The sequence below is a fragment of the Curtobacterium sp. KBS0715 genome (genome assembly GCF_005938005.2).
GTDB lineage: Bacteria > Actinomycetota > Actinomycetes > Actinomycetales > Microbacteriaceae > Curtobacterium > Curtobacterium flaccumfaciens.
On record NZ_VCCA02000001.1, the window covers coordinates 2,759,895 to 2,785,599 of the forward strand.

The following is a 25,705-nucleotide window of genomic DNA, read 5'->3' on the forward strand; positions in this document are numbered from 1 at the left end:
GTTACTCCTGGTGACCGTTGTGGTGGGCGCCGGTCGTGGGGACCGACTTCTGCACCTGCACCAGGAACTCGACGTTCGACTGCGTCTCCTTGAGGTTCCGCAGCACGATCTCGAGGGCCTGCTGCGGGTCGAGCCCGGCGAGGGCCCGGCGCAGACGCCAGGTGATCTTGACCTCGTCGGCGGAGAGCAGCTGCTCCTCGCGACGGGTACCCGAGGCGTTCACGTCGACGGCGGGGAAGATCCGCTTGTCGGCGAGGTGACGGTTGAGGCGGAGCTCCATGTTGCCGGTGCCCTTGAACTCCTCGAAGATGACCTCGTCCATCTTGGAGCCGGTCTCGACGAGCGCGGTCGCGAGGATGGTCAGCGAGCCGCCGTCCTCGATGTTGCGCGCGGCACCGAAGAAGCGCTTCGGCGGGTACAGCGCCGCCGAGTCGACGCCACCGGAGAGCACGCGGCCCGACGGCGGGGTCGACAGGTTGTACGCACGGCCCAGGCGGGTGATCGAGTCGAGCAGGAGCACGACGTCGTGGCCCAGCTCCACCAGGCGCTTCGCACGCTCGATGGCGAGCTCGGCGACGGTGGTGTGGTCCTCGGCGGGACGGTCGAAGGTCGAGGCGATGACCTCGCCCTTCACCGTGCGCTGCATGTCGGTGACCTCTTCGGGCCGCTCGTCGACGAGGACGACCATCAGGTGCGCCTCGGGGTTGTTCTTGGCGACGGCGTTCGCGATGGCCTGCAGCACGACGGTCTTGCCGGCCTTCGGCGGGGACACGATGAGACCGCGCTGGCCCTTGCCGATCGGCGACACGAGGTCGATGATGCGGGTCGACAGCTTGCCCGGCTCCGTCTCGAGACGCAGGCGCTCGTTCGGGTACAGCGGGGTGAGGTCGTTGAAGTCGACGCGGGCCGCGGCCTCGTCGGCGGACTGGCCGTTGATCGACTCGACGGCGACGAGCGCGTTGTACTTCTGGCGGCTCTGCTGCTCGCCGTCACGCGGCTGCTTGATCGAACCGACGACGGCGTCGCCCTTGCGCAGGTGGTACTTCTTCACCTGGCCGAGGGAGACGTAGACGTCGCTCGGGCCCGGCAGGTACCCGGTGGTGCGGACGAACGCGTAGTTGTCGAGGACGTCGAGGATGCCCGCGATCGGGATCAGGACGTCGTCCTCGGTGACCTCGGGCTCGAAGTCGTCGTTCTGGCCGCCACGGCCGCGCTTGCGGTCGCGCTGGCGACGGCTGCGGCCGCTCTCGGCCTCGTCGGCGTGCTGTTGCTGCTGCTGCTTCTGCTGGCCGCTGGTCTGCTGCTTCTGCTGACCGGCGTTCTGCTGCTGCTTCTGGTCGGCCTTGTCGTCCTGCTTGGCCTCGGCCTGCTTCGGCTGGTCGTTCTGCTTCTGGCCGCCGTTCTGCTGGCCGTTCTGCTGACCGTTCTGCTGCTCGCCGCCGTTCTGCTTCGGCTGGTTCTGCTGGTCGGCGCCGTTCTGCTTCTGCTGGCCGGCGTTCTGGCCGCCGTTCTGGCCGCTGTTCTGCTGGTCGGCGCCGTTCTGCTGCTCGCCGTTCTCGGCGTTCTGCCCACGGCCACGACCGCGACCACGGCTGCGACGACCGCGACGCGAGCCGCCCTCGCCCTGCTCGGAGTTCTGGTCGCCCTGCTCGTTCTGGTCGCCGGACTCGTTCTGGTCCTGGTCGGCCTGGACGGCGGACGTCGGGGCCTGCTGGCCCTGCTGGGCCGCCTGGCTCGGCTGCTCGGCCTCGGCGGGCGTCGACGCCTGCTGGCCCTGGTCGGTGCCACGCTGCTCGGCGTTCCGCTGGCCACGGCCACGGCGCTGCGCGCCGGACTGCGCGGCTTCCTGGGCGTCCTTCTCGGCGCGGACCTGGTCGAGCCCGGCGAGGAGGTCCTCGGTGCCGGTCTGGCCGTGGTTGGTGTGCTCGGCGGCCGAGGTCGGCGCGGCGTTCACGGTGCCACCGGACGACGCGCGGCGCGAACGACGGGCACGGCTCGGGGCTGCCGACTCGGCGGGTGCCTCGGGGTCGGCGACGGGTGCCTCGGCAGCGGGCTGCGCGGGGGTCTCGGCGGGCTCCGGCAGGGTCGGCTGCTCGGCGGCGGCCGGCTCGGCGGGGGTCTCGGCGACGGCGGCGGCCGGGGCGGCCGGCGTCTCGTCGACGGGACGCTTGTCCTCGATGGAGGCGATCAGGTCGCCCTTGCGGAGCTTGGAGAGCCCGGTGATGCCGAGCGAGGAGGCGATGCGCTGGAGCTCCGGGAGACGGAGGGCACGCAGGTCGCTGGGGATCTCCACCTGGGCGGAGTTGTTGTCGGTCAAGGTCGGTGTTTCCTTTCGAACCGCAGAACGCGGAGAGTTTCCACCGTCCCGGATGCAGGTGAGCATCGACCGCCGTTCAGACGACGGATCGGGATTCGGTGATCAGAAAGAGATGCACACTCGCGCACCGGACCCTGCGACGTCGCAGGAGCTGTCCTGAGGACGAGCGATCCGTACGGTTACGCGGGTTCGGCTTCGAGCGCCGAGTGCGCTGCCACTGTAGCACCACCGAGATCGACGGCCAGCATGAGCGGCCGCCAGTCGGATTCGGCGTGTCGCTGCACCAGTTCGGCGGCGGTCAGGCGCTGCGCCGGGTCGCTGCCGAGGACGAGCAGGCTCGGCCCGGCACCGGAGACCACCGCGGCGAGGCCGTGCTGTCGGAGCAACCGGATCAGGGCGTCGGTCTCGGGCATGGCGCTGGCGCGGTACGCCTGGTGCAGACGGTCCTCGGTCGCGGCGAGCAGCAGCTCGGGGCTCTGGATGAGCGCCGCGACGAGCAGCGCCGAGCGGGAGACGTTGAACGCGGCGTCGGCGTGCGGGACCTGCTCGGGCTGCAGGGAGCGCGCGAGCTTGGTCGAGAGCGTCGAGGTCGGCACGAACACCACCGGGGCGACACCGCGGTGCACCAGGAGCCGCTTGTAGGCCGGGCCCTCGGCGGTCATCCACGCGATCGTCAGGCCGCCGAAGAGCGCCGGCGCGACGTTGTCCGGGTGGCCCTCCATCTCGGTGGCCAGGGTCAGGAGCGTCGAGGCGTCCAGGTCGACGATGCCCTCGAGCAGACCACGGGCAGCCATCAGCCCGGCGACGATCGCCGCGGCGGAGGAACCGAGACCGCGGCCGTGCGGGATCGCGTTCGTGGCGTGCAGCTCGAGACCGGGCTGGTCGACACCGGCGTGCTCCAGGCCCCGGCGGACCGCACGGACGACGAGGTTCGTGTCGTCCGTGGCGACCTCGCCGGCACCGACGCCCTCGACGGTGACGGTCGCGCCGGGTTCGCGGCGGACGCGCACCACGACCTCGTCGTAGAGCGAGAGCGCGAGGCCGAGCGAGTCGAAGCCGGGGCCGAGGTTCGCCGACGTGGCCGGCACCCGGACGCGCACCGCCGATCCGGTCGGCAGCGCACGGACCGCCCGTCCGGCCGGTACAGCACTGCGGGCGGTCATGCCCTCACCCGGTCCGGACGAGCGGTCGGAGATCACTGCTCGCTGACCAGACCGAGCACGTCGGCGATCGACTTCGTGTCGACCGGCACGCTCGTCGGGGTGACCTCGCCGCCGTCCGGCGTGCGGAGGGCCCACTGCGGGTCCTTCAGGCCGTGGCCCGTGACCGTGATGACGACCTTCGCGCCCTTCGGCACGACACCGGCGTCGGCACGCTCGAGCAGCCCGGCGACACCGATGGCCGATGCGGGCTCGACGAACACGCCGACCTCGGCCGACAGGATGCGGTGCGCCGCGAGGATGGCCTCGTCGGTGATGGCACCGAAGTAGCCGTCGGTCTCCTGCTGCGCCTCGAGCGCGAACTGCCACGAGGCCGGGTTGCCGATCCGGATCGCCGACGCGATGGTGTCGGGGTGTCGGACGACCTCGCCGTGCACGATCGGGGCGGAACCGGCGGCCTGGAACCCGAACATGCGGGGCAGCTTGGTGCTGCGGCCGGCGGCGACGTCCTCGCGGTAGCCGCGCGAGTACGCGGTGTAGTTGCCCGCGTTGCCGACGGGCAGGAAGTGGAAGTCCGGTGCGTCACCGAGGACGTCGACGACCTCGAACGCGGCGGTCTTCTGCCCCTCGATGCGGTCGTTGTTGACGGAGTTGACGAGGTGCACCGGGTAGTTCGCCGCCAGGTCGCGGGCAATGTCGAGGCAGTCGTCGAAGTTGCCCTGCACCTGCAGCAGCTGGGCGTCGTGGGCGACGGCCTGGCTGAGCTTGCCCATGGCGATCTTGCCCTCGGGCACGAGCACCGCAGCGGTGATGCCGGCGTGCGTGGCGTACGCGGCGGCCGAGGCGCTGGTGTTGCCGGTCGAGGCGCAGATGACGGCCTTCGCGCCGTGCTCGACGGCCTTCGAGATCGCCATCGTCATGCCGCGGTCCTTGAACGAACCCGTCGGGTTCATGCCCTCGAACTTCACGTAGACCTCGGCGCCGGTGCGCTCGGAGAGCCGACGAGCCGGGATGAGCGGCGTGCCGCCCTCTCCCAGCGTGACGATGGGCGTCGCCTCGGTCACGTCGAGTCGGTCGGCGTACTCGCGCAGGACTCCCTGCCACTGGTGGGCCATCAGGCTTCTCTCTCTGTCCGGTGGGGTGGATCTGGTGGTGGTTCGGCCCGGTGGGCCTGCTGGTCGGCCTGGAGGCCCGTGGTCGCGTCAGCGACCGACGACGCGCAGGACGCTGGTGACGTCCAGGACGACGTCCTCGCCACGGAGGGCGACGACGGTGTCCGCCAGGTCGGCCTCACGCGCCAGGTGGGTGCCGATGACGAGCGTCGCGGTCCCCTCGGCTGCGCCGGTGGTGGTCTGCTCGACCGTCTCGACGCTGACGCCGTGCTTCGCGAGCACGCCGGCGACCGTCGATAGCACGCCGGGGGCGTCCGTGACGTGCAGGGTGATCTGGTAGCTCGTGCGGACGGTGCCGATCGGGAACACCGGCAGCTCGGACTGCGTCGACTCGGCGACCCCCGGGCCGCCGATGACGTGCCGACGGGCCGCGGAGACCAGGTCGCCGAGAACCGCCGAGGCCGTCTCGACGCCACCGGCACCCGCGCCGTAGAACATCAGGTCACCGGCGGCCTCGGCCTCGACGAACACGGCGTTCTTCGCACCGTGCACGCTCGCGAGCGGGTGCGACTCGGGCACGAGGGCCGGGTAGACGCGGGCGCTGACGCCCTCGCGGCCGTCCTCGTCGGTCAGACGCTCGGCGGTCGCCAGGATCTTCACGACGTAGCCGGCCTTGCGGGCGGCGCGGACCTGGTCGATCGTCACGTGGGTGATGCCCTCGCGGTGCACGGCGGCGAGCGGCACCGAGGTGTGGAACGCCAGCGAGGCCAGGATCGCGGCCTTCTGCGCGGCGTCGTAGCCCTCGACGTCGGCGGTCGGGTCGGCCTCGGCGTACCCGAGCTCCGTCGCGGTGGCCAGGGCGTCCTCGAACGTGGAGCCCTTGCGGTCCATCAGGTCGAGGATGAAGTTCGTGGTGCCGTTGACGATGCCCATGATCCGGACGATGCGGTCACCGGCGAGCGAGTCGTGCAGCGGACGGATGATCGGGATCGCCCCGGCCACGGCGGCCTCGTAGTAGAGCTGCGCGCCGACCTGCTCGGCCGCGGCGAAGAGCTCCGGGCCGTGGGTCGCGAGCAGCGCCTTGTTGCCGGTGACGACGTCCGCGCCCGACTGCAGGGCCTGGAGCACGAGGGTGCGCGCCGGCTCGATGCCACCGATGAGCTCGACGACGATGTCCGCGCCGAGGATGAGCGATGCCGCGTCCGTGGTGAAGAGCTCCGCCGGCAGGTCGACGTCGCGCTGGGCGTCCACGTCGCGCACGGCGATCCCGACCAGCTCCAGCCCGGCACCGGCGCGCGAGGCCAGCTCGTCGCCGTGCTCGAGGAGCAGTCGCGCGACCTGGGAACCGACCGAGCCGGCCCCGAGCAGCGCGACACGGACGTTGCGGTATTCGATCATCTGGTAGCGGTTCCTGTCGGTGGGGGTGCGCCCTGCGGGGTGGGCGGACCCGGTCGGGTCGGGGGTCAGCGGCCGGTGCCGTCGGCGGGCACGGCGGCGACCCCGGTGTCACGGGCGAGGAGGTCGTCGATCGTCTCGCCCCGCACGAGGATACGGGCTGTGCCGTCCGCGACGGCGACGACCGGCGGGCGGCCCACGTGGTTGTAGTTGCTCGACAGCGCCCAGCAGTAGGCACCGGTGGCCGCGACGGCCAGCAGGTCGCCGCGCTGCACGTCGCCGGGCAGGTACTCGTCGTCCACCACGACGTCGCCGCTCTCGCAGTGCTTGCCGACGACGCGGCTCAGCACCGCCGGGGCGTCGGAGGTGCGGGCGAGCCGGGCCGTGTAGTCGGCGCCGTACAGGGCAGGACGGATGTTGTCGCTCATCCCGCCGTCGACCGAGACGTACGTGCGCGTCGCGCTGCCGCCGTCGTCGGTCTCGAGCGTGACCGGCTTGATCGTGCCGACGCGGTAGAGCGTCACCCCGGGCGGGCCGATGATGTAGCGGCCCGGCTCGACGGCGATGTCCGGCACCGGGATGCCGCGCTCGGCGCAGGCCTCGCCGATGATCGTCGCCAGTGCCTCGGCGACGTCCTCGGGGGCGAAGGCCGAGTCGGCCTCGGTGTAGTCGATCCCCCAGCCGCCGCCGAGGTTCAGCTCGGGCACCGGACCGGAGGCCACGAGCGTCGCGTGCACGTCCATCAGTCGGCGTGCGGCCTCGCGGAAGCCGGCGTCGTCGAAGATCTGCGAACCGATGTGCGAGTGCAGCCCGACGAAGGCGAGCGAGGGCTCGGCGCGGACGGCTGCCGCGGCCTCGACGGCCTCGGACAGCGGGATGCCGAACTTCTGGTCCTCGCGAGCGGTCGCCAGGTACTCGTGGGTGGACGCGTGCACGCCGGTGTTGATCCGGATGCGGACGCGCTGCACGACCCCGGCGTCGGCGGCGGCACGGGCGACGCGCTGCACCTCTTCGTGGCTGTCGAGCACGATCGTGCCGATGCCGACCTCGACCGCGCGGGCGATCTCGGCGTCGGACTTGTCGTTGCCGTGGAAGCCGAGCCGGCCGGGGTCGATGCCGCCGGCCAGGGCGACCGCGAGCTCACCGGCGGTGCAGACGTCCACGCGCAGGTCGGCCTCGGCCATCCACGCGACGACCTGCGTCGTCAGGAAGGCCTTGCCGGCGTAGTAGACGTGCGCGTGGCTGCCGATGCGCTCGAACGCCTCGGCGAACGCGTTCCGCACGCGGACTGCGCGGGACTGGACGTCACGCTCGTCGACGACGTACAGGGGCGTGCCGAACTGCGCCACCAGGTCCGTCGCGCTGATGCCACCGATCGCCAGGGTGCCGTCGTCGGTCCGCGTCGCGGACGCGGGCCAGATGCGGTCCACCAGTTCGGAGGCGTCCGTCGGGAACCGCAGCCGCGGCGGTGCAAGGGGGTTCTCGCTCACGGGACCCGATCCTACCGACGCGAGCCGTTCCTCCAGGCCGCGTTACGCACCCGTCCGCTCAGCCGCAGCTGCCGACGGTCCGCAGGCCGTCCTCGTTGAGCGGCAGCGCGTCCGCGGTGATCCGGACCGTCGCGTCCGACTTCGACACGTCGAGCGAGCGCACCCGGAGCGCCTCGGGCAGGAACTGCGCGGTGCAGACCTGCACCGGGACGCCGGTGACGCCCGGGATCGAGTCGACCTTGAGGCCGAGGTCGGAGTTCGTGATCCGGACGCTCTCCGGGGTGATGGTGATTCCGCGGCCGTCGTCCTGCGCGACGACGGCCCCCTTGGCGGCGTAGGTGATGTCGTAGCCGAGCACCGACGACGACCCCGTCAGTTCGACGCCGCCGTCGACCAGGTTCAGCCGGTCGAACAGCGGGCTGTACTTCGCCAGGTCCTTGACGCTCGACGACGCCAGGGTGACCGTGCCGTCGACGTCGCGGACGTCGCCCTTGCCGTCCACCGGGACGTCCTGCGCGGTGACGTCGGCGGCGAGCGGGATGCCGTCGACCGTGAGCTTCGCCGAGGAGATCTCGACGCGGTCGAGCGTGCCGCTGATGAGCTGCGGGATGACGATGCCCTCGGCGTGGGCGTCGACCTCGCCGGTCGTGCCGTCGGGCAGCGACTGCTCGACCTGCTGGGCGATGATCCGGTCGACGACGCCGCGCAGCACGAACTCGGCGAGCACGACGAGGGCGGCGAGCACGACGACGACCACGAGCAGGACGACGGGCCAGCGGCGGCGCGTGGTGGGGCGTTCGGTGGCTGCGGGCATGCGTCCTACCCTGCCAGTCCGGTCTGCGGCCCAGCTGCGGCCGGGATGCAAAACACCGGTGTTCGCGCTCGACACCGCGGAATGCGGGTGTTCGGTGCGCGAACACCGGTGTTTTGCGGAAGGAGTGCCGCTACATGCGGGACGGCGCCGAAACGCCGAGCAGGCCGAGGCCGTTGCGGACGACCTGCCCGGTGGCGTCGTTCAGCCACAGGCGCGTGCGGTGCAGGTCGGTCACGGGCTCGTCACCGAGGGGCGTGACACGGCAGGAGTCGTACCAGCGGTGGTACAGGCCGGCCAGCTGCTCGATGTACCGCGCGATGCGGTGCGGCTCGCGCAGCTCGGCGGCGTGCCGGACCACCCGCGGGTACTCGGCGAGGGCTCCGAGCAGCGCGCTCTCGGACTCGTGGGTCAGCAGCGAGGCGTCGAACACGGACCGGTCGACCCCGGCCGCCGCGGCGTTCCGAGCCACCGACTGCGTGCGGGCGTGGGCGTACTGCACGTAGAAGACGGGGTTGTCGTTCGTGCGCTTGGTGAGCAGGTCGAGGTCGATGTCGATCGCGGTGTCGCTGGCGAACCGGACCAGGGCGTACCGGCCGGCGTCGACACCGACGGCGTCGACGAGGTCCTCCATCGTGACGATGGTGCCGTTGCGCTTCGACATGCGCATCGGTTCGCCGTCCTTGAGCAGGTTGACCATCTGCCCGATCAGGATCTCGAGGTTCTTGCCCGGCTCGTCCCCGAACGCGGCGCACATCGCCATCATCCGGCCGACGTAGCCGTGGTGGTCGGCGCCGAGCATGATCAGGTTCCGCTCGAACCCGCGCTCGCGCTTGTCGAGGTAGTACGCCAGGTCGCCGGCGATGTACGCGGGCTCGCCGTCCGACTTGATGACGACGCGGTCGCGGTCGTCGCCGAAGTCGGTCGTGCGCAGCCACTCGGCACCCTCGGCCTCGTACATCACGCCGGCCGACCGCAGTCGGGCGATGGCACGCTCGACGGCCTTCGACTCGTGCAGGGCGTTCTCGTGGAAGTAGACGTCGAAGTCGACGCCGAAGTCGTGCAGCGACGACTTGATGTCCGCGAACATGAAGTCGACGCCCTCGCGACGGAAGAGCTCCTGCGCCTCGTCGCGCGGCAGGTCGCGGACGTCGATGCCCGGCTCGAGGGTCGCGATGACCCGTGCCGCGATCTCGGCGATGTAGGCGCCGCCGTAGCCGTCCTCGGGCGTGGGCTCACCGAGTGCGCTGGCGACGAGGGAGCGGGCGAACCGGTCGATCTGCGCGCCGTGGTCGTTGAAGTAGTACTCGCGGGTGACGAGTCCGCCCTGCGCCTGGAACACGCGGGCCAGGCTGTCGCCGACTGCGGCCCAGCGGACGCCGCCCATGTGGATCGGGCCGGTGGGGTTGGCGGAGACGAACTCCAGGTTGATCCGGACGCCGTCGTACAGGTCGCCGGTACCGAAGGACTCGCCGCCGTCCACGATGGTGCGCGCGATCTCACCCGCGGCGGCGGCCTCGAGCGTGATGTTGATGAAGCCGGGGCCGGCGACGTCGACCGAGTCCACACCGTCGAGCTCGGTCAGCTCGCCGGCGATCTCGGTCGCGAGCTCGCGCGGGTTCGTGCCGAGCCGCTTCGCGAGCTGCATGGCGGCGTTCGAGGCCCAGTCGCCGTGGGCGCGGTTCTTCGGACGCTCGAGCACCACGTGGGACTCCTCGATCGTCACGGTCTCGGACGCGCCTCGGCGCTCGACGATCCCGGTCAGGATCGACAGGTACGCGGCGGAGAGTTCGGCAGGAGTCACGAGGACCGATCCTACCGGGACGCCCAGGTCCGCACCGGTCGATGCAGCATCATGTCGGGATGACCCCCCGCAGCCGTGCCCGGGCGCTCACCGTCGCCACCCTCACCACCGCCGCAGCCGTCGTGCTCGCCGGGTGCTCGGGCGGCGGGGACAGCACCCCGTCGGCCACCGCGACCCCGGCGGGCAAGCCGGTGTCAGAGACCTGCGCAGAGCTCCTGCCGACGAGCGCGCTGTCGGTGTACGGGCAGACCTTCGAGCTCGACGACTCCTTCACCCCGGCGAAGGGCTCCCCCGCTGCGACCATCGCGAAGCAGCAGGGTCGCGTGTGCCGGTTCGTCAGCACCGGCGCGGAGGCCACGACGATCACGCTCGCGGTGGCCGACCTGCCTGAGAAGTCGCTCACCAACTTGAAGGACGCCCTGTACGAGCGGGGCGGGTCCGTCCCCACCTACCGCGTGGAGGGGTACTTCGCCCTGAGCGGCGACGTCGGCCGGGCCGACGCCTTCGCCGACCCGTACTGGATCACCGCGCAGTCGACGCTGTTCACCGAACCAGGTGGGGCGCAGCCCGTCGTCGACGCGGTGCGGGCAGCGCTGCAACCGTCCGCGTCGGCGACGGCCACGCCCGCGGGCTGACGCGGCACTGCGGACACGCACGGTGCGGGGCCGCCGTCCGTGCGAGGTTGCGCGCGTGGTGCGTGTCTGCAGCGCCGCACGGGACACGGAACCTCGCACGGGATCGCGACGGACGCACGGTGCGGACGGGAGGCCCGTGGCAGGCCCGCACCGCGCCTCCCGGCCGGCGGCGACCACGCACGGTGCGGGGTCCGCCGTCCAGTGCGAGGTTGCGCGCGCGGTGCGTGTCTGCAGCGCTGCACGGAACGCGGAACCTCGCACGGGATCGCGACGGACGCACGGTGCCGAGTCGGCCGCCCCGTGCGCGGTTGCGCGCGTGGTGCGCGCTTGCAGCGCCGCACGGGACACGGAACCTCGCACCGGATCGCGACGCTCGCACGGTGCGGACGGGAGGCCCGTGGCGGGCCCGCACCGCGCCTCCAAGCCGCCCGTCGTGACGTCCACGGCGCGACACGCGCTGTCCAGGACCACCCGCCGGACCTGCTACGGTTGTTGACACCCCTTGGCCCCCATAGCTCAGGGGATAGAGCACTGCCCTCCGGAGGCAGGGGCGGAGGTTCGAATCCTCCTGGGGGCACAGTCACATCTCCGCGCAAGCAGTTGTCTTCGCTTCGCTCAGTCAGCTGCGCGCGATGTCGCCTGCGGCGACCTCTCCCCGTTGAGACTCCTCCGGGTTCGTCGCCGGTCTCGTGGCTGGGTGCCTCGACGGCGTGCAACGCGCCCGCCCGGTAGCGTTCGGGCATGACGATGACGCTCCCGGAGCCCGAGGTCCACGCACTGCGGGGCGGACCCGTGCTGCGGTGGGGTGTGATCGGTCCCGGGGAGATCGCGAACGACTTCACGACGACGCTGCACGCGAACTCCGACCAGCGCGTCGTCGCCGTGGGCTCCCGCTCCCCCGAGCGTGCCGCGGCCTTCGCCGCCCGCCACGGCGTCCCCGGGGTGCACGGCTCGTACGAGGCCCTCGTGGCGGACCCCGCCGTCGAGGTGGTGTACGTCGCCTCGCCGCACCCGCAGCACCTCGGGCACGCACTACTCGCGATCGCCGCCGGCAAGCACGTGCTCGTCGAGAAGCCGATGACGACCTCGTCGGCGGACACCCGCACCCTCGCCGACGCCGCACGGGCCGCGGGTGTCCTCGCGATGGAGGCGATGTGGACCCGGTACCTGCCGGGCACCACCGTCGTCGCCCGTCTGCTCGCGGACGGGGTCCTCGGCGACGTCCGGCTCGCGACGGTCGACGTCGGGTGGCCGCACGACCCGGACCCGGCGGACCGGATGTTCGACCCCGCCGCCGGCGGGGGTGCCCTCCTCGACGCCGGTGTGTACGGGCACTGGTTCGCACGGTTCGCCACCGGCGCCCCGGTGACCAGCAGTACGACGGGAGCGGTCTCGGATCGCGGGGTGGACCTCCAGTCCGTCACGGTGTCGACGGCGGAGGGTGGCGCGCAGTCGGTGGTGACCACGTCGATGACGGCGTGGACGCCGGGGCTGGCGGTGATCGCCGGGACCCGGGCCACGGTCCGGTACACCGACCACTTCGTCTTCCCCGCGTCGTTCGCGGTGCACCACCCGGGTGGGGAGGACCACTGGGCAGAGCCGACGGGGCTGCGGGGCCGTCACGGACTCGTGTGGCAGGCGGCGGCGCTCGCGCAGTACGTGGCGGACGGCCGCACGGAGTCGCCGGTGCACTCGCTGGACGACTCGATCGGGATCGCCACGGCGCTCGACGCGGCACGCGCGGCGCTCGGCCCGACCGGTGCGGCACCGTCCGTTCCCGAGCAGGACACCTCGACCCTCTAGGATCGCGGGCCGGTCGTCCCGCACGCGACCGGGAAGAGGCCTCGATGACCATCGGCACCGGGAACGCGCAGCTCGAACTCGCCCGCGGCGGCGACGCACCCGCCCCACGGACCCTGTTCGACGTCCTGGCGGCGACCGCGGCGACCCACCCGGACGCGACCGCCCTCGAGGACCCCGCCGGCAGTGTCGACTACGCCGCCCTGCTCGACCTCGTGCGCGCGCAGGCCGACGACCTGGCCCGCCGCGGTGTCCGACGGGGCGACCGGGTCGGGGTGCGGATCCCCTCCGGCGGGCGCGACCTGTACCTGTCGATCCTCGCCGTCCTCGCCGCCGGAGCGGCGTACGTGCCGGTCGACGCCGACGACCCCGAGGAGCGCGCCACCCTGGTGTTCGGCGAGGCCGGTGTCGTCGGGGTGATCGGCGCAGGCGGCGTCCTGCGGGACCGTGCCGGCGCCGAGCTGCCGGTGACGGACCCTCCGGCGAGCGCCGAGCTCCCCCGCGAGACCGACGACGCGTGGATCATCTTCACGTCCGGGTCGACCGGGGTGCCGAAGGGTGTGGCGGTCACGCACCGCAGTGCTGCGGCGTTCGTGGACGCCGAGGCGCGGATGTTCCTGCAGGCGGCGCCGATCGGTCCGGGTGACCGGGTGCTGGCGGGGCTGAGCGTGGCGTTCGACGCGTCGTGCGAGGAGATGTGGTTGGCATGGGGGCACGGTGCCGCGTTGGTGCCGGCGCCCAGGTCGTTGGTGCGGACGGGGGTGGACCTGGGGCCGTGGCTCATCGCGCACACGATCACGGTGGTGTCGACGGTGCCGACGCTGGCGGCGTTGTGGCCTGACGATGCGCTGGAGCAGGTGCGGCTGGTGATCTTCGGTGGTGAGGCGTGCCCACCGGAGCTGGCGGCGCGCATCGCGAGTCGTGACCGTGAGGTGTGGAACACGTACGGGCCGACCGAGGCGACGGTGGTGGCGTGCGGGTCCCTGCTCGACGGGAGCCAGCCGATCCGGATCGGGTTGCCGCTGGACGGGTGGGACCTTGCCGTGGTGGACGGTGCCGGACAGCGGGTGGAGCCGGGCGGCGTCGGTGAGCTCGTGATCGGCGGGGTCGGGCTGGGGCGGTACCTCGACCCGGCGAAGGACGCGGAGAAGTACGCGCCGTTCCCGGAGCTCGGGTGGGAGCGGGCGTACCGGAGCGGGGACCTGGTGCGGTACGAGCCCGAGGGGCTGGTGTTCCAGGGGCGTGCGGACGACCAGGTGAAGCTCGGTGGCCGGCGGATCGAGCTCGGCGAGATCGATGCGGCGCTGCAGGCCCTGGACGACGTGGCGGGTGGTGCCGCGGTGGTGCAGCGGACCCCGGCGGGCAACCAGGTGCTGGTCGGGTACGTGGCCCCGGTGGCCGGGGCGACGGTGGACGTGGCTGCGGCGAACGCCCGGTTGCGGCAGGAGCTGCCGGCGGCACTGGTGCCATTGGTGGCCGTGGTGGAGTCGCTGCCGACGCGGACGTCGGGCAAGGTCGACCGTGCCGCGCTGCCGTGGCCGTTGCCGGGGGCCTCGGACGCGGCGATGCTGCCGGACACGGTGGCGTGGATCGCCGAGCGGTGGTCGGCGATCCTGGGGGTGCCGGTGGCGAGCGTCGACGACGACTTCTTCGCGCACGGCGGTGGGTCGTTGACGGCGGCGCAGCTGGTGTCGGCCATCCGCGAGCGGTTCCCGACGACGACGGTGGCGGACGTGTACGACCACCCGCGGATCGGGGCGTTGGCGGCGGCGCTGGACGAGTCCGGCCCGGTCGAGGCGTCGTCGCGTGACGTCACGCCGGTGCCGCCGGCGACGGGGTTGCTGATGACGCTGCTCGGGCTGCCGGTGCAGGTGCTCCGGGGGTTGCGGGTGCTGACGTGGACGGCCCTGGTGGCTGCGGTGCTGCACGCGACGACGCTGCCGTTCCTGCCGGTGCTGCCCTGGCCGGTGCTGGTGCTGGCGCTCCTGGTGTTCGTGACGCCGATCGGCAAGATGGCGCTGACGGTGGTGCTGGCGCGGCTGCTGCTCGCCGGGGTCCGGCCGGGGTCGTACCCCCGCGGTGGTTCGGTGCACCTGCGGGTGTGGTTGGCCGAGCGCATCGCCGAGGCGGTCGACGGCCCCTCGACGGCGGGTGCCCCGTGGATCAGCTACTACGCCCGGGCGCTCGGTGCGCGGATCGGCAGGGACGTCGACCTGCACACGTTGCCGCCGGTGACGGGGATGCTCACGATCGGCAAGCGTGCGTCGATCGAGCCCGAGGTCGACCTGGCCGGGCACTGGCTCGACGGCGACGTGTTCCACCTGGGGCACGTCCGTGTCGACGAGGACGCCGTGGTGCGCAGCCGGACGACGCTGCTGCCGGGGGCGCACGTCGGTGCGGGTGCCGAGATCACGGCGGGTTCCGCCGTCGGCGGCACGGTGCCCGCTGGCGAACGCTGGGCGGGGGCGCCGGCGGAGCGCACCGGGTCGGCTCGTGACGACCGGGAGGCCCGTCCCGCGACCCGTCGACGCTGGCTGCTCGCGTACGGGGCCGGGTCCCTGGCCGTGGCCGGGTTGCCGGTGGCCGGTGTCGCGGTCGGACTGCTGGTCGCCCTCGCCCTGGTCGGGCGTGCGTCGACCCTGGGCGACGCGGTGCTCCGTGCGCTGGTGACGGTCCCCCTGGCGACGGTCGTCGCCGGTGCGGTGTACGCGCTGCTGGTGGTGGTCGCGGTGCGGCTGCTCGGCATCGGCCTGCACGAGGGGCGGCACCCGGTGCGCTCCCGGATCGGCTGGCAGGTGTGGTCGACCGAGCGGGTGCTCGACGCGGCGCGCACCCTGCTGTTCCCGCTGTACGCCTCGCTCGTGACGCCGGTGTGGCTGCGGCTGCTCGGTGCCCGGGTCGGTCGGGACACCGAGATCTCGACGGTGCTGCTCATCCCGGCGTTGACGCAGATCGCGTCGGGGGCGTTCCTGGCCGACGACACGATGGTGGCGACGTACGAGCTCGGCGGCGGTCGGGTGCGGATCGGTCGTTCGAAGGTCGGCCGTCGGGCGTTCCTCGGCAACAGCGGGATGACGGGCGCCGGACGCTCGGTGCCACGTGAGGCCCTGGTGGCGGTGCTGTCCGCGGTGCCGAAGAAGGCCAAGCGCGGGTCGTCGTGGCTCGGGTCGCCCCCGGTGCGGCTGCGGCGTGCGGCGACGGAGTTCGACGAGGCGCGCACGTTCCGCCCGTCCAGGCGGCTCAAGGTCGCCCGCGGCTGCTGGGAGCTGCTGCGCCTGGTGGCCCCGATGGTCTCCGCCGCCATCGCGCTCGGCGTGGCCGGAGCCCTGCTGGCGCTGTGGTCGGCCGTCGGGATCGGGTGGACGGTGCTGCTCGCCGGGCCGGTGCTCATCGCCGCCGGTGCGGTCGCCGCCGTGGTGTCGACGATCGCGAAGTGGGCGTTCGTCGGCCGGATCACCGCCCGGGAGCACCCGCTGTGGTCGTCGTTCGTGTGGCGCAACGAGGTGCAGGACACGTTCGTCGAGACCGTCGCGCGCCCCTGGTTCGCCGAGCAGGCCACCGGCACCCCCGCGCTGGCCGTCTGGCTGCGGAGCCTCGGTGCGACGATCGGCCGCGGCACCTGGCTCGAGACGTACTGGCTGCCCGAGGCCGACCTGGTCACGATCGGCTCCGGGGCGTCGGTGGCGCGCGGGACGGTCGTGCAGACACACCTGTTCCACGACCGCGTGATGCAGCTCGACACCGTCCGGATCGACGCGGGTGCGACGCTCGGGCCGCACAGCGTGGTCCTGCCGGCGGCCGGCATCGGTGCCGGGGCGACCGTCGGGCCGTCCTCGCTCGTGATGCGGGGCGAGCAGGTACCGACGGGCTCCCGCTGGTCCGGCAACCCGATCGCTCCGTGGACATCGGCAGCCCCCTCGGTGACCGCCCCACCGGCGCCATGAGGTTGACTGTCCCCGTGCCCTCCGATCCCGCCGCAGACCCGTACACCCCGCACAGCGGCGACCGACGGTGGAGCGCCGAGCACTACGAGCTCCGTCTCGACTACCGCGTCGCCACGAACCGCCTGGACGGCACCGCCACGATCACCGCACGCGCCCTGGAGCCGCTCGACAGGGTCGTGATCGACCTGCACGGGCTCACGGTCGACCGGGTCGACGTCGACGGACGCCGGGCCAAGAAGGTCTCGACCGCGACCCACAAGGTGACGGTCACCCCGGCCGACCCCATCGCCGCCGACACCGTGTTCAGCGTGCACCTGCGGTACCGCGGCACCCCGCACCCCGTCCGGAGCGCGTGGGGGCAGCTCGGCTGGGAAGAACTGTCCGACGGCGTCATCGTCGCCGCGCAGCCCACGGGAGCGCCGTCGTGGTTCCCGTGCAACGACCGCCCCGACGACAAGGCCACGTACCGGATCGAGATCGCGGCCGAGGCGGCGTACGACGTCCTGGCGAACGGGGAGCTGCTCGCCAAGGAGCGCGACCGCGTCGGCACCCGCTGGACCTACGCCACCACCGAGCCGATGGCGACCTACCTGGCGACCGTCCAGATCGGCCGGTACCGCACCACGAAGCTGCGCACGAGCGGGGTCCCCGTCACGCTGCACCACCCCGCCGACCTCGCCGCCGCCGCGAAGACCGACTTCGGCCAGATGCCGGAGATGCTGGCGCTGTTCGGTGACCGGTTCGGCCCGTACCCGTTCGCGGCGTACGGCGTCGTGGTGACCGACGACGACCTGGAGATCCCGCTCGAGGCCCACGGCCTGGCGGTGTTCGGCCGGAACCACGTCGACGGCGAACACGGCACCGACCGCCTCATCGCCCACGAGCTCGCCCACCAGTGGTTCGGCAACTCCGTCACGGTCACCCGGTGGCAGGACATCTGGCTGCACGAGGGGTTCGCCTGCTACGCCGAGTGGCTGTGGTCCGAGGACCGCGGCGACGACACCGCCGACCAGCTGGCCGAGCGGTACCGGCAGGGACTGCTCGAGCAGCCGGAGGACCTGGTGGTCGGCGACCCGGGCGCGAAGGACATGTTCGACGACCGCGTCTACAAGCGCGGCGCCCTCGCCCTGCACGCCGTCCGCCGCACGATCGGCGACGACGCCTTCTTCACCGGGCTGCGGAGCATCACCGAGCGGCACCGGCACGGATCCGTCACCGTGCCCGACGTGCTCCGTGCGTTCGCGGACGCCACCGGCCGCTCCGTCGCGGACGTCCGGGCGGTGACCGGACCCTGGATCGACGAGGCGTCGGTGCCGACGCTGCCCGCTGGCTAGCTCCGCCGCCGCGTCGACCAGCTCGCGACGCCGCCGCGTCGACTAGCCGGCCAGCTCGCCGTCGGCCGGGTCGCAGCTGACCTCGGACCACGCCGCGTCGAGCGACAGTCCGACCACGCCCGCGACCGACGCGATCGTCGAGAACGCCGGCGTCGCGATGCGGCCGGTCTCGATCTTCCGGAGCGTCTCCGGCGAGATCCCCGCGGCCAGGGCGGTGTCCACGATCGACCGCGGACCACGGGCACGACGGAGCAGTGCACCGAGGCGACGACCGCGCGCGACCTCGTCGGGGCGGAGTGGGAGACGGACCATGACCACATAGTAATACCGGTATGATCATCCGCGTGATCGAGATCCTGACCCCCGCCGAGGTCGACAAGGGCCGCGCCACCGGAGCCCTCGTCGGCACGATCCTGCAGACCCTGCGCGAACGCACCCGCGTCGGCACGAACCTGCTCGAGATCGACCGGTGGGCGAAGCAGATGATCGAGGCCGCCGGCGCCGACTCCTGCTACGTCGACTACGCGCCCTCGTTCGGCCGCGGTCCGTTCGGCCACCACATCTGCACGGCCGTGAACGACGCGGTGCTGCACGGGCTGCCGCACGACCGGGTGCTGCACGACGGGGACCTGCTCACCCTCGACCTCGCGGTGTCCCTGGACGGCATCGCCGCCGATGCCGCGATCAGCTTCGTCGTCGGCACCCCGCGCCCCGAGGACCTCGCCCTCATCGACGCCACCGAACGCGCGCTGGCCGCGGGCATCGCCGCCGCCGGACCGGGCGCCCGCATCGGTGACCTGTCCCATGCGATCGGCACGGTCCTCGAAGCCGCGGGCTACCCGGTGAACGTGGAGTTCGGCGGGCACGGCATCGGCTCGACCATGCACCAGGACCCGCACGTGTCGAACACCGGGCGCCCCGGCCGCGGCTACACGCTCCGACCCGGACTCCTGCTCGCGCTCGAACCGTGGGTGATGGCGGACACCGACGTCCTGGTCACCGACGCCGACGGGTGGACGCTGCGGAGTGCCACCGGAGCGCGGACCGCCCACACCGAGCACACCATCGCGATCACCGAGGACGGCGCCGAGGTGCTCACGCTCCCCCGCTGACCGTCCCGACCACCTCGACGGACAGGCCACCCGCCGCGACGACGAGCACCACGTCCGGCGCGGGGTACAGCACGGTGAGCGGTTGTCCGACACCCTCGAACCGGGCGGTTCCGGCGGCAACGTCGACCTCGACCGCGAGCGGGTCGACGCGCAGCCCGCGACCGTCGCGTTTCAGCACGGCCTCCTTGGCCGCCCACGCGGCGGCGAGGAGCGCCGGGTCTCCGTCGGCGCGACGGAGTTCATCCGGGGTGAAGACGTCGAGCGGTGCGGCAGCGACCCGCGACACCCGTTCGACGTCGACGCCGAGCGCCGACGGCCCGACCGCGAGGGCGACGACCCCCGGTGCGCGCGCCAGGCTCACGCCCACCGCGGTGCCCGCGACGGTCGCCCACGGACGACCGTGGTCGGTCCCCGCGCAGTGCGGGCAGACGCGCCCCGCGCGCACCGCGACCGGCTCGACGCCGGTCGCCGACGCGACGGCGGCGACCAGGGCCTCCCGGTCGTCCGCGCGGTCAGCAGCCGGCGTCCGGAGCGTCACCGTGACGGTCTGGAGGCGCGACCCACCGACCCGGGTAGCGCCCGTCGGTCGTGTGGTCGCGCCCAGAGCGGATCAGGCGTGCGTCAGCGCGATGAGCGCGACGTTCATGGTGCTGTACTGACCCTCGGAGCGGGTCGCCTGGCGAACTCGTCCGCGCAGGACCTCGTAGCGGCCGTCGTGCTCGCGCACGAAGCCGATCACACCCGTCGCCGGAGTCGACACCCGGTGGTAGCCGTCCTCGAGCGGGACGACCTCGGTGCTCGTGGTGCGTTCCATCGTTCTTCCCCTTCCGTTCATCCTCGAACAGTGGCGCCAGCATACCCCGGTACGGGGGACAAGACGTCCACAGGAAGCACGGTCCGGAGCGTTCCCCCAGAGTCTGGCGGTGCCCCTGCGTGGCCTGGATAGACTCCGGGCGACAGCGCCCTCGTGGCGCGGTCCGGTGCGGTGCCGCGGGGTACCGACCGGCGACGGACGGAGGACGGATGCGAGCGGTCCAGCACGGATCGGGCACGGACGGATCGAGCGGGCACAGGGGGACAACGCGGCTGTGGAGCCGTGTAACGGCGGCCCTGGTCGCGATGCTCATCGTCCTGGCTCCGGCAGCGACCGCCCACGCCACGGCACCCGTCGACCTGGACGGCGCGTACGTCCTCGACGAGGCCGACGCGCTGACCGCATCCCAGCAGTCGAAGGTCGAGCAGGCCGTGCAGGACCTGTACTCCGAGACCCAGACGCAGCTGTTCGTCGTGTTCGTGCCGTCCTTCACCGACCCCACCGACCACACCGAGTGGGGCCGGGCCGTGATGGAGCAGAACCAGATCGACACCGACGGCATCCTGCTCTCGGTCGCGGTCGACGAGCGCAACTACGACGTCCAGCAGACGAACGAGACCGCGATCTCCTCGTCCGACGTGGAGAACGCCGTCAACGACGCGCTGCTCCCCGAGCTCAAGCAGGGCGACTGGTCCGGCGCCGCCGTGGCCTTCGCCGACGGGCTGACCCAGTCGCAGGCCCCGGTGGACCTCACCTGGCTGTGGATCCTGCTGCTCGTCGTGGTCGTCGGGCTCATCGTCGTGGTCCTGGTCATCCGGACCCGGAACAAGCGCCGCACCGCCGCAGCGACGAAGGCGCAGGAAGCCTCGCTCGCCGACCTCGAACGCACCGCCGGCGGCGCCCTGGTCACCATCGACGACGAACTCCGCACCGCCGAGCAAGAGGTCGGGTTCGCGAGCGCGCAGTTCGGCCCGGACGCCGCCAAGCCGTTCGCCGACGCCGTGCAGGCCGCCCAGCGCGAGGTCCGCAAGGCCTTCACGATCCGGCAGCAACTCGACGACGAGATCCCCGACACCCCCCAGCAGCGCGCCGAGTGGGCGAACCAGATCATCGTCATCTGCGAACGGGCCCACGCCGCGATCGAGGAGCAGACCGAGGCGTTCGACCAGCTCCGCTCGCTCGAGGACGGCATCGAGGACGCAGCCGCGTCGCTCGCCCAGGCCGTGGCCGCCGCACCGGCATCGGTCGGGGCCGCCGCCGCCGCACTCGACCGCGTCCGCGCCCGCTACACCGGCCGCACCCTCGCCACCGTGGCGAACAACGTCGACCAGGCCCACCAGGTGCTCGCCTTCGCCACCGAACGCTCGAACGCCGCCACCGCCTCCATCGCCGCCGGCGACAAGGGCGAGGCGGTCGTCGCCGTGCGCGACGCCCAGCACGCGCTCGCCCAGGTGCAGCAGCTCACCGACGGCGCACTCGCCGCCGAGCAGTCCTTCGACGAGGCCACCGCCCGCGCCGAGGCGATGCGCATCGACATCCAGGGCGACGTCGCCGCCGCCCGCAGCCTGCGCTCGGGCGGCCCAGACCTCGCCGCCGCGGTCACCCGCGCCGAGGCCGTGCTCCGCAAGGGGCTCGACCCGAAGGACCCCGTGGCGGCCGTCGACGCGCTGACCCGGGCGAACACCGAGATCGACCAGGCGATCGCCGCGGCACGGGGTGCCGAGGAACAGCGCCAGCGCGCCACCCAGGCGCTCGACGCGGCCCTGCGCGACGCCCGGAACCGGATCAGCCAGGCCCGCGACTACGTCTCCCTGCACCGCGGCGGCATCGGCCCGACCGCCCGGACCCGGCTGTCCGAGGCCCAGCGCGCCTACGACGACGCCGTCGAGCTCGCCCCGAGCAACCCCGGCCAGGCACTCAACGCCGCCCGCGCGGCCGAGCAGTACGCCGCCGCAGCGATGGACGCCGCCAACGACGACCTCGGCGGCTGGGGTGGCGGCCAGGGCGGAGGCGGTGGTGGTGCCCAGCTCGGCGGCCTCGTCACCGGACTCGTCCTCGGCGGCCTGCTCGGCGGTCGCGGCGGCAGCTACGGCGGCGGCTCCTTCGGGGGCGGCGGCTTCGGCGGAGGCGGCGGGGGCTTCGGCGGCGGTGGCGGCTTCGGCGGAGGCGGCGGTGGGGGCGGCGGCGGCGGCTTCTCCGGCGGCGGCCGCTTCTGACCCGACGGACTCCCCCGGTCCCCAGAACCAGACACGACCCGACCCGACAACACCGTCCACAGGACTTCCACGAAAGGGAACAGCAATGGCCAAGCAGACCATCTTCGGACGCATCTCCACCCTCGTGCGCGCGAACATCAACCAGATCATCGACGACGCCGAGGACCCGCAGAAGATGCTGGACCAGCTCGTCCGCGACTACACGAACAACATCGCGGACGCGAAGACCGCGATCGCGCAGACCATCGGCAACGTGCGCCTGCTCGAGCAGGACCACGAAGAGGACAAGAAGGCCGCGGTGGAGTGGGGCCAGAAGGCCGCCAACGCATCCGCCGCCGCCGACAAGTACCGCTCCGAGGGCAAGTCGGCCGAGGCGGACAAGTTCGACAACCTCGCCAAGATCGCGATCGGCAAGCAGATCGCCGCCGAGCAGGAGGTCAAGGACGCGGAGCCGAACCTGGCGTCGCAGAACGAGGCCGTCGAGAAGCTCAAGACCGGTCTCGCCGGCATGGAGCAGAAGCTCGAGCAGCTCCGCGCGAAGCGGGACAACCTCGTCGCCCGCTCGAAGACCGCCGAGGCGCAGTCCCGCGTCAACGACGCCCTCGGCAACATCGACGTGCTCGACCCGACGAGCGACCTCGGTCGCTTCGAGGAGAAGGTCCGCCGCGAAGAGGCGAAGGTGCTCGGCCAGCAGGAGCTGCAGTCGTCCAGCCTCGACGCCCAGTTCGAGAGCCTCGAGGACGTCGGCAAGGACGCCGAGGTCGAGGCACGGCTCGCCGCGCTGAAGTCCGGCGGATCCTCGAGCATCTGACGAACGCCCTGACGACGCCGGACCCCAGCTGACAGACTGAGACGATGCACTTCCTCGTGGTCGGTCAGTGGCAGGGTTCGGCGTCGTCGCGCGCGATGCGGCTCGGGGACGGCGCGTCGGCGATCGCGGCCGACCTCCCCCGGGCGTCCACCACCGTGGTCGACGTCCCGGCCGGAGCGGGTGACCGCCTCGAGACCGCCGTCGCCCGCTACACCTCGGTGCTCGCCGTCGCCGAACGCGTCGCCGAGGAAACCACCGTCGCCACCGAACCGGTGCTCGTCGTCGGCGGTGACGGCGCCAGCGTCCTCGGTGCGACCGCCGCCCTCGCACCGGACACCGCGTTCGTCCGGATCTCCGGATCCAGCGGCTACCGCGCGCTCAACCGAGCCCAGCCCGTCGCCGCCGAGACCGCCGCCCTGCGCCTGCTGGTCGACCGCCCCGACGACCTGTTCCCCGGCCTGCCCGTGGTGCCGGCGTCCTCGGTCGTCGTCGCCGGGGTACGCGGGGTCGAGGACGCCGAACGGGCCGCCCTCGACAAGGCCGGGATCGTGCACCTCGACGTCGACGCCACCACCCCGGACGCCCTCGCCGCAGCGGTCGAGCGGACCGGTGCCGCATCGGTCTTCGTGCACGTCGACCTCGACGTCCTCGACCCGTCCGAGGTCGACGGACTCCTCGAACCCGTCCCGTTCGGCCTCGACGGCGCAGCGCTCGTCGAGCGCATCCAGGCCGCGACGCGCGGCCGCCGCCTCGTCGGCGCCGCGCTCACCGGATTCGCCCCCGTCGACCCGGACCGGGCGGTGGACGACCTCGGCGTGATCCTGCGCGTCGTCGGAGCGGTGACCAGCGCCTCCCGGGTGGGCTGACCACGGGCACGACGCGACCGGCGGACCCCCTGCCGGTCCGCGTACGCTCGGCAGCATGACGGACTACGACCTCATCGTGATCGGAGCCGGCGCTGTCGGCGAGAACGTGGCGGACTACGCCAGGAAGCGCGACCTGTCGGTCGCGATCGTGGAGGCCGAGCTCGTCGGCGGCGAGTGCTCCTACTGGGCGTGCATGCCCTCGAAGGCGCTCCTGCGCAGCGGACACGCCCTCGCCGCCGCCAAGCGGCTCGACGGTGCGAAGCAGGCCGTGACCGGCACGCTCGACGCCGCACACGTGCTCGCCCGCCGCAACTCGTTCACCTCCGACTGGAAGGACGACAGCCAGGTCTCGTGGCTCGAGTCCGCCGGCATCGACCTGATCCGCGGGCACGCCCGCATCACCGGCCCGAAGACCATCGACGTCGACGGCGAGACGCACACCGCGCGCGCCGCCGTCGCGGTCGTCACCGGTTCGCTGCACACGCTGCCCCCGGTGCCCGGTCTCGCCGAGGCGAAGCCGTGGGGCACCCGCGAGGGCACCAGCGCCCAGCAGGTCCCCGAGAGCCTGCTCGTCATCGGCGGCGGCGTCTCCGGCTCGGAACTCGCGACCGCGTGGGCGTCCCTCGGCGCGAAGGTCACCCTCGTCGCCCGGCACGGTCTGCTCGGCGGCATGGAGCCCTTCGCCGGGGAACTCGTTGCCGACTCCCTGCGCGAACTCGGCGTCGACGTCCGCACCGGCGTCAACCCGGTCCGTGTCGACCGCGACGAGCACGGTCTCGTCACCACGGAGCTCGACGACGGCACCACGGTCATCACGAGTGAGGTGCTCGCCGCCACCGGCCGCGCCGCCCACACGCGTGACCTCGGGCTCGAGACCGTCGGCCTGACCGCGGGTGACTGGCTCGACGTCGACGACACCATGCTCGTGCACGGCACGGACTGGCTGTACGCCGTGGGTGACGTCAACCACCGCGTCCTGCTCACCCACCAGGGCAAGTACCAGGCGCGGGCCGCCGGCGAGGCGATCGCCGCCCGGTACCAGGGCACGCCGCTGCACACCGAGCCGTGGGGTGCACACGTCGCCACCGCCGACCACGCCGCCTCGCCGCAGGTCACCTTCACCGACCCCGAGGTCGCGAGCGTCGGCCTGACCGAGGCGAAGGCCCGCGAGCAGGGGCTGAACGTCCGCGCGGTCGAGTACGACCTCGGTGCGATCGCCGGGTCCTCCCTGCAGGCCGACGGGTACACGGGCCGCGCGAAGATGGTCGTCGACGAGGACCGCGGGGTCGTCGTGGGCGTCACCTTCGTCGGCCAGGACGTCGCCGAGATGCTGCACGGCGCCACCGTCGCCGTCGTGGGCGAGGTCCCGATCGACCGCCTGTGGCACGCGGTGCCGGCGTACCCGACGATGAACGAGATCTGGCTCCGCCTGCTCGAGACGTACGGCCGCCCGGCCTGAGCGTGCGCAACCCGCTGCTCGACTCCCCCGTGTCCCGTGCGGGGTGGGTGTTCGCGACCGCCGTCGGGCTCGCCGTGGGCGTCCCCCTGTCGACCGGGCGGGTCCGGGTGGAGGACGGGCTCGTGGTCTGCACGGGGCTGCCGCGCTGGGTCTTCCGGCGCGGCGGCACCTGCGTCGGTTCGGTGTACCTGACCCGCGACAACGACGGCCCGCGGGTGCTCCGGCACGAGCGGGTGCACGTCGAGCAGTGGCGCCGGTACGGGATGCTCATGCCGCTGCTCTACGCCGTCGCCGGACGGGACCCGTTGCGGAACCGGTTCGAGGTCGAGGCCGGCCTGGAGGACGGCGGCTACCGCTGACGGGTGCGCGGGCGGGGGCGGGTGCGGTGCGGCGGGGTCACAACACCCCGCCGACCCCGCGGCGACCGGTCGCAGACCGTCGCCTGCGGCGCCGCCAACCGACAGTTCGTGACCACACGGCGCCCGGGCCACGACGTGTCGTGACCACTCGGCGGCAGGCCCGCCAGGCGACGAAACGCGACCGGTCGACGGCCGGGAGGCGCGTGGCGGGCCCGCCACGGGCCTCCCGGCCGGCGCGCCCCGCCCCACTGCACACGCCCGCCGGT

At 72.8% G+C, this 25,705-nt stretch carries 20 protein-coding genes and 1 tRNA gene; 11 read left to right on the forward strand and 10 right to left on the reverse strand.

Annotation, left to right across the window (positions count from 1 at the left end; all coding sequences use genetic code 11):
• Window position 1: 1 nt before the first annotated feature.
• The 7 genes from rho to argS all read right to left on the reverse strand — a co-directional run bounded on the left by rho (window position 2) and on the right by argS (window position 10,089).
• Window positions 2-2,317 (reverse strand): transcription termination factor Rho, encoded by a 2,316-nt coding sequence (gene rho / locus FFG40_RS13145; protein ID WP_138803606.1) that lies wholly within the window; start codon window positions 2,315-2,317, stop codon window positions 2-4.
• Between the two features lie 179 nt (window positions 2,318-2,496).
• On the reverse strand, window positions 2,497-3,480 hold the full coding sequence (gene thrB / locus FFG40_RS13150) for a homoserine kinase (RefSeq protein WP_051596800.1): 984 nt from the start codon (window positions 3,478-3,480) through the stop codon (window positions 2,497-2,499).
• Window positions 3,481-3,512: 32 nt separating this feature from the next.
• Entirely contained in the window at window positions 3,513-4,592 is a 1,080-nt protein-coding gene (gene thrC / locus FFG40_RS13155) for a threonine synthase (RefSeq protein ID WP_027465789.1), read from the reverse strand.
• 87 nt (window positions 4,593-4,679) lie between these two features.
• Entirely contained in the window at window positions 4,680-5,987 is a 1,308-nt protein-coding gene (locus tag FFG40_RS13160) for a homoserine dehydrogenase (protein WP_027465790.1), read from the reverse strand.
• Between the two features lie 65 nt (window positions 5,988-6,052).
• On the reverse strand, window positions 6,053-7,474 hold the full coding sequence (gene lysA / locus FFG40_RS13165; protein WP_138803607.1) for a diaminopimelate decarboxylase: 1,422 nt from the start codon (window positions 7,472-7,474) through the stop codon (window positions 6,053-6,055).
• Window positions 7,475-7,532: 58 nt separating this feature from the next.
• Window positions 7,533-8,288: an LmeA family phospholipid-binding protein gene (locus tag FFG40_RS13170; protein WP_138803608.1), complete on the reverse strand. Its 756-nt coding sequence runs from the start codon at window positions 8,286-8,288 to the stop codon at window positions 7,533-7,535.
• 130 nt (window positions 8,289-8,418) lie between these two features.
• Window positions 8,419-10,089, reverse strand: a complete 1,671-nt coding sequence (gene argS / locus FFG40_RS13175) for an arginine--tRNA ligase (protein ID WP_056068838.1) — start codon at window positions 10,087-10,089, stop codon at window positions 8,419-8,421.
• 59 nt (window positions 10,090-10,148) lie between these two features.
• Here argS and FFG40_RS13180 point away from each other — a divergent pair, with 59 nt between their 5' ends.
• The 5 genes from FFG40_RS13180 (at window position 10,149) to FFG40_RS13200 (ending at window position 17,802) form a co-directional block, all read left to right on the forward strand.
• A complete protein-coding gene (locus tag FFG40_RS13180; RefSeq protein WP_138803609.1) occupies window positions 10,149-10,724 on the forward strand; it encodes a hypothetical protein in 576 nt (191 codons plus the stop codon).
• 505 nt (window positions 10,725-11,229) lie between these two features.
• Window positions 11,230-11,301: transfer RNA gene (locus FFG40_RS13185), tRNA-Arg, on the forward strand.
• A 164-nt stretch (window positions 11,302-11,465) separates the two neighbouring features.
• Window positions 11,466-12,527, forward strand: a complete 1,062-nt coding sequence (locus FFG40_RS13190) for a Gfo/Idh/MocA family protein (protein ID WP_260678876.1) — start codon at window positions 11,466-11,468, stop codon at window positions 12,525-12,527.
• 44 nt (window positions 12,528-12,571) lie between these two features.
• A complete protein-coding gene (locus FFG40_RS13195; protein WP_138803610.1) occupies window positions 12,572-16,468 on the forward strand; it encodes a Pls/PosA family non-ribosomal peptide synthetase in 3,897 nt (1,298 codons plus the stop codon).
• Between the two features lie 14 nt (window positions 16,469-16,482).
• Window positions 16,483-17,802 carry a M1 family metallopeptidase gene (locus FFG40_RS13200; protein ID WP_260678877.1) on the forward strand — a complete coding sequence of 440 codons (1,320 nt, stop codon included), beginning with the start codon at window positions 16,483-16,485 and terminating at the stop codon, window positions 17,800-17,802.
• Window positions 17,803-17,844: 42 nt separating this feature from the next.
• Here FFG40_RS13200 and FFG40_RS13205 read toward each other — a convergent pair whose 3' ends face one another.
• Entirely contained in the window at window positions 17,845-18,114 is a 270-nt protein-coding gene (locus FFG40_RS13205; RefSeq protein WP_138803612.1) for a helix-turn-helix domain-containing protein, read from the reverse strand.
• Between the two features lie 32 nt (window positions 18,115-18,146).
• Here FFG40_RS13205 and map point away from each other — a divergent pair, with 32 nt between their 5' ends.
• Window positions 18,147-18,914, forward strand: a complete 768-nt coding sequence (gene map / locus FFG40_RS13210) for a type I methionyl aminopeptidase (RefSeq protein ID WP_027465797.1) — start codon at window positions 18,147-18,149, stop codon at window positions 18,912-18,914.
• Here map and FFG40_RS13215 read toward each other — a convergent pair.
• The gene (locus FFG40_RS13215) at window positions 18,898-19,452 is read right to left on the reverse strand and encodes a 4'-phosphopantetheinyl transferase superfamily protein (protein WP_138803613.1); all 555 of its coding nucleotides are present in this window, start codon (window positions 19,450-19,452) and stop codon (window positions 18,898-18,900) included. The genes map and FFG40_RS13215 overlap by 17 nt on opposite strands.
• 72 nt (window positions 19,453-19,524) lie before the next feature.
• A complete protein-coding gene (locus tag FFG40_RS13220) occupies window positions 19,525-19,728 on the reverse strand; it encodes a hypothetical protein (protein WP_017885770.1) in 204 nt (67 codons plus the stop codon).
• Window positions 19,729-20,033: 305 nt separating this feature from the next.
• Here FFG40_RS13220 and FFG40_RS17380 point away from each other — a divergent pair, with 305 nt between their 5' ends.
• The 5 genes from FFG40_RS17380 to FFG40_RS13245 all read left to right on the forward strand — a co-directional run bounded on the left by FFG40_RS17380 (window position 20,034) and on the right by FFG40_RS13245 (window position 25,439).
• Window positions 20,034-21,944: a TPM domain-containing protein gene (locus FFG40_RS17380; protein ID WP_185974183.1), complete on the forward strand. Its 1,911-nt coding sequence runs from the start codon at window positions 20,034-20,036 to the stop codon at window positions 21,942-21,944.
• Between the two features lie 85 nt (window positions 21,945-22,029).
• Window positions 22,030-22,755 carry a PspA/IM30 family protein gene (locus FFG40_RS13230; RefSeq protein ID WP_110859024.1) on the forward strand — a complete coding sequence of 242 codons (726 nt, stop codon included), beginning with the start codon at window positions 22,030-22,032 and terminating at the stop codon, window positions 22,753-22,755.
• 44 nt (window positions 22,756-22,799) lie between these two features.
• Window positions 22,800-23,621 (forward strand): arginase family protein, encoded by an 822-nt coding sequence (locus FFG40_RS13235; RefSeq protein ID WP_138803615.1) that lies wholly within the window; start codon window positions 22,800-22,802, stop codon window positions 23,619-23,621.
• Between the two features lie 55 nt (window positions 23,622-23,676).
• Window positions 23,677-25,080 (forward strand): NAD(P)/FAD-dependent oxidoreductase, encoded by a 1,404-nt coding sequence (locus FFG40_RS13240; protein WP_027465800.1) that lies wholly within the window; start codon window positions 23,677-23,679, stop codon window positions 25,078-25,080.
• Window positions 25,081-25,082: 2 nt separating this feature from the next.
• Complete coding sequence (locus FFG40_RS13245; RefSeq protein WP_185974184.1) at window positions 25,083-25,439, forward strand: Fe-S oxidoreductase; 357 nt, start codon at window positions 25,083-25,085, stop codon at window positions 25,437-25,439.
• Window positions 25,440-25,705 lie beyond the last annotated feature (266 nt).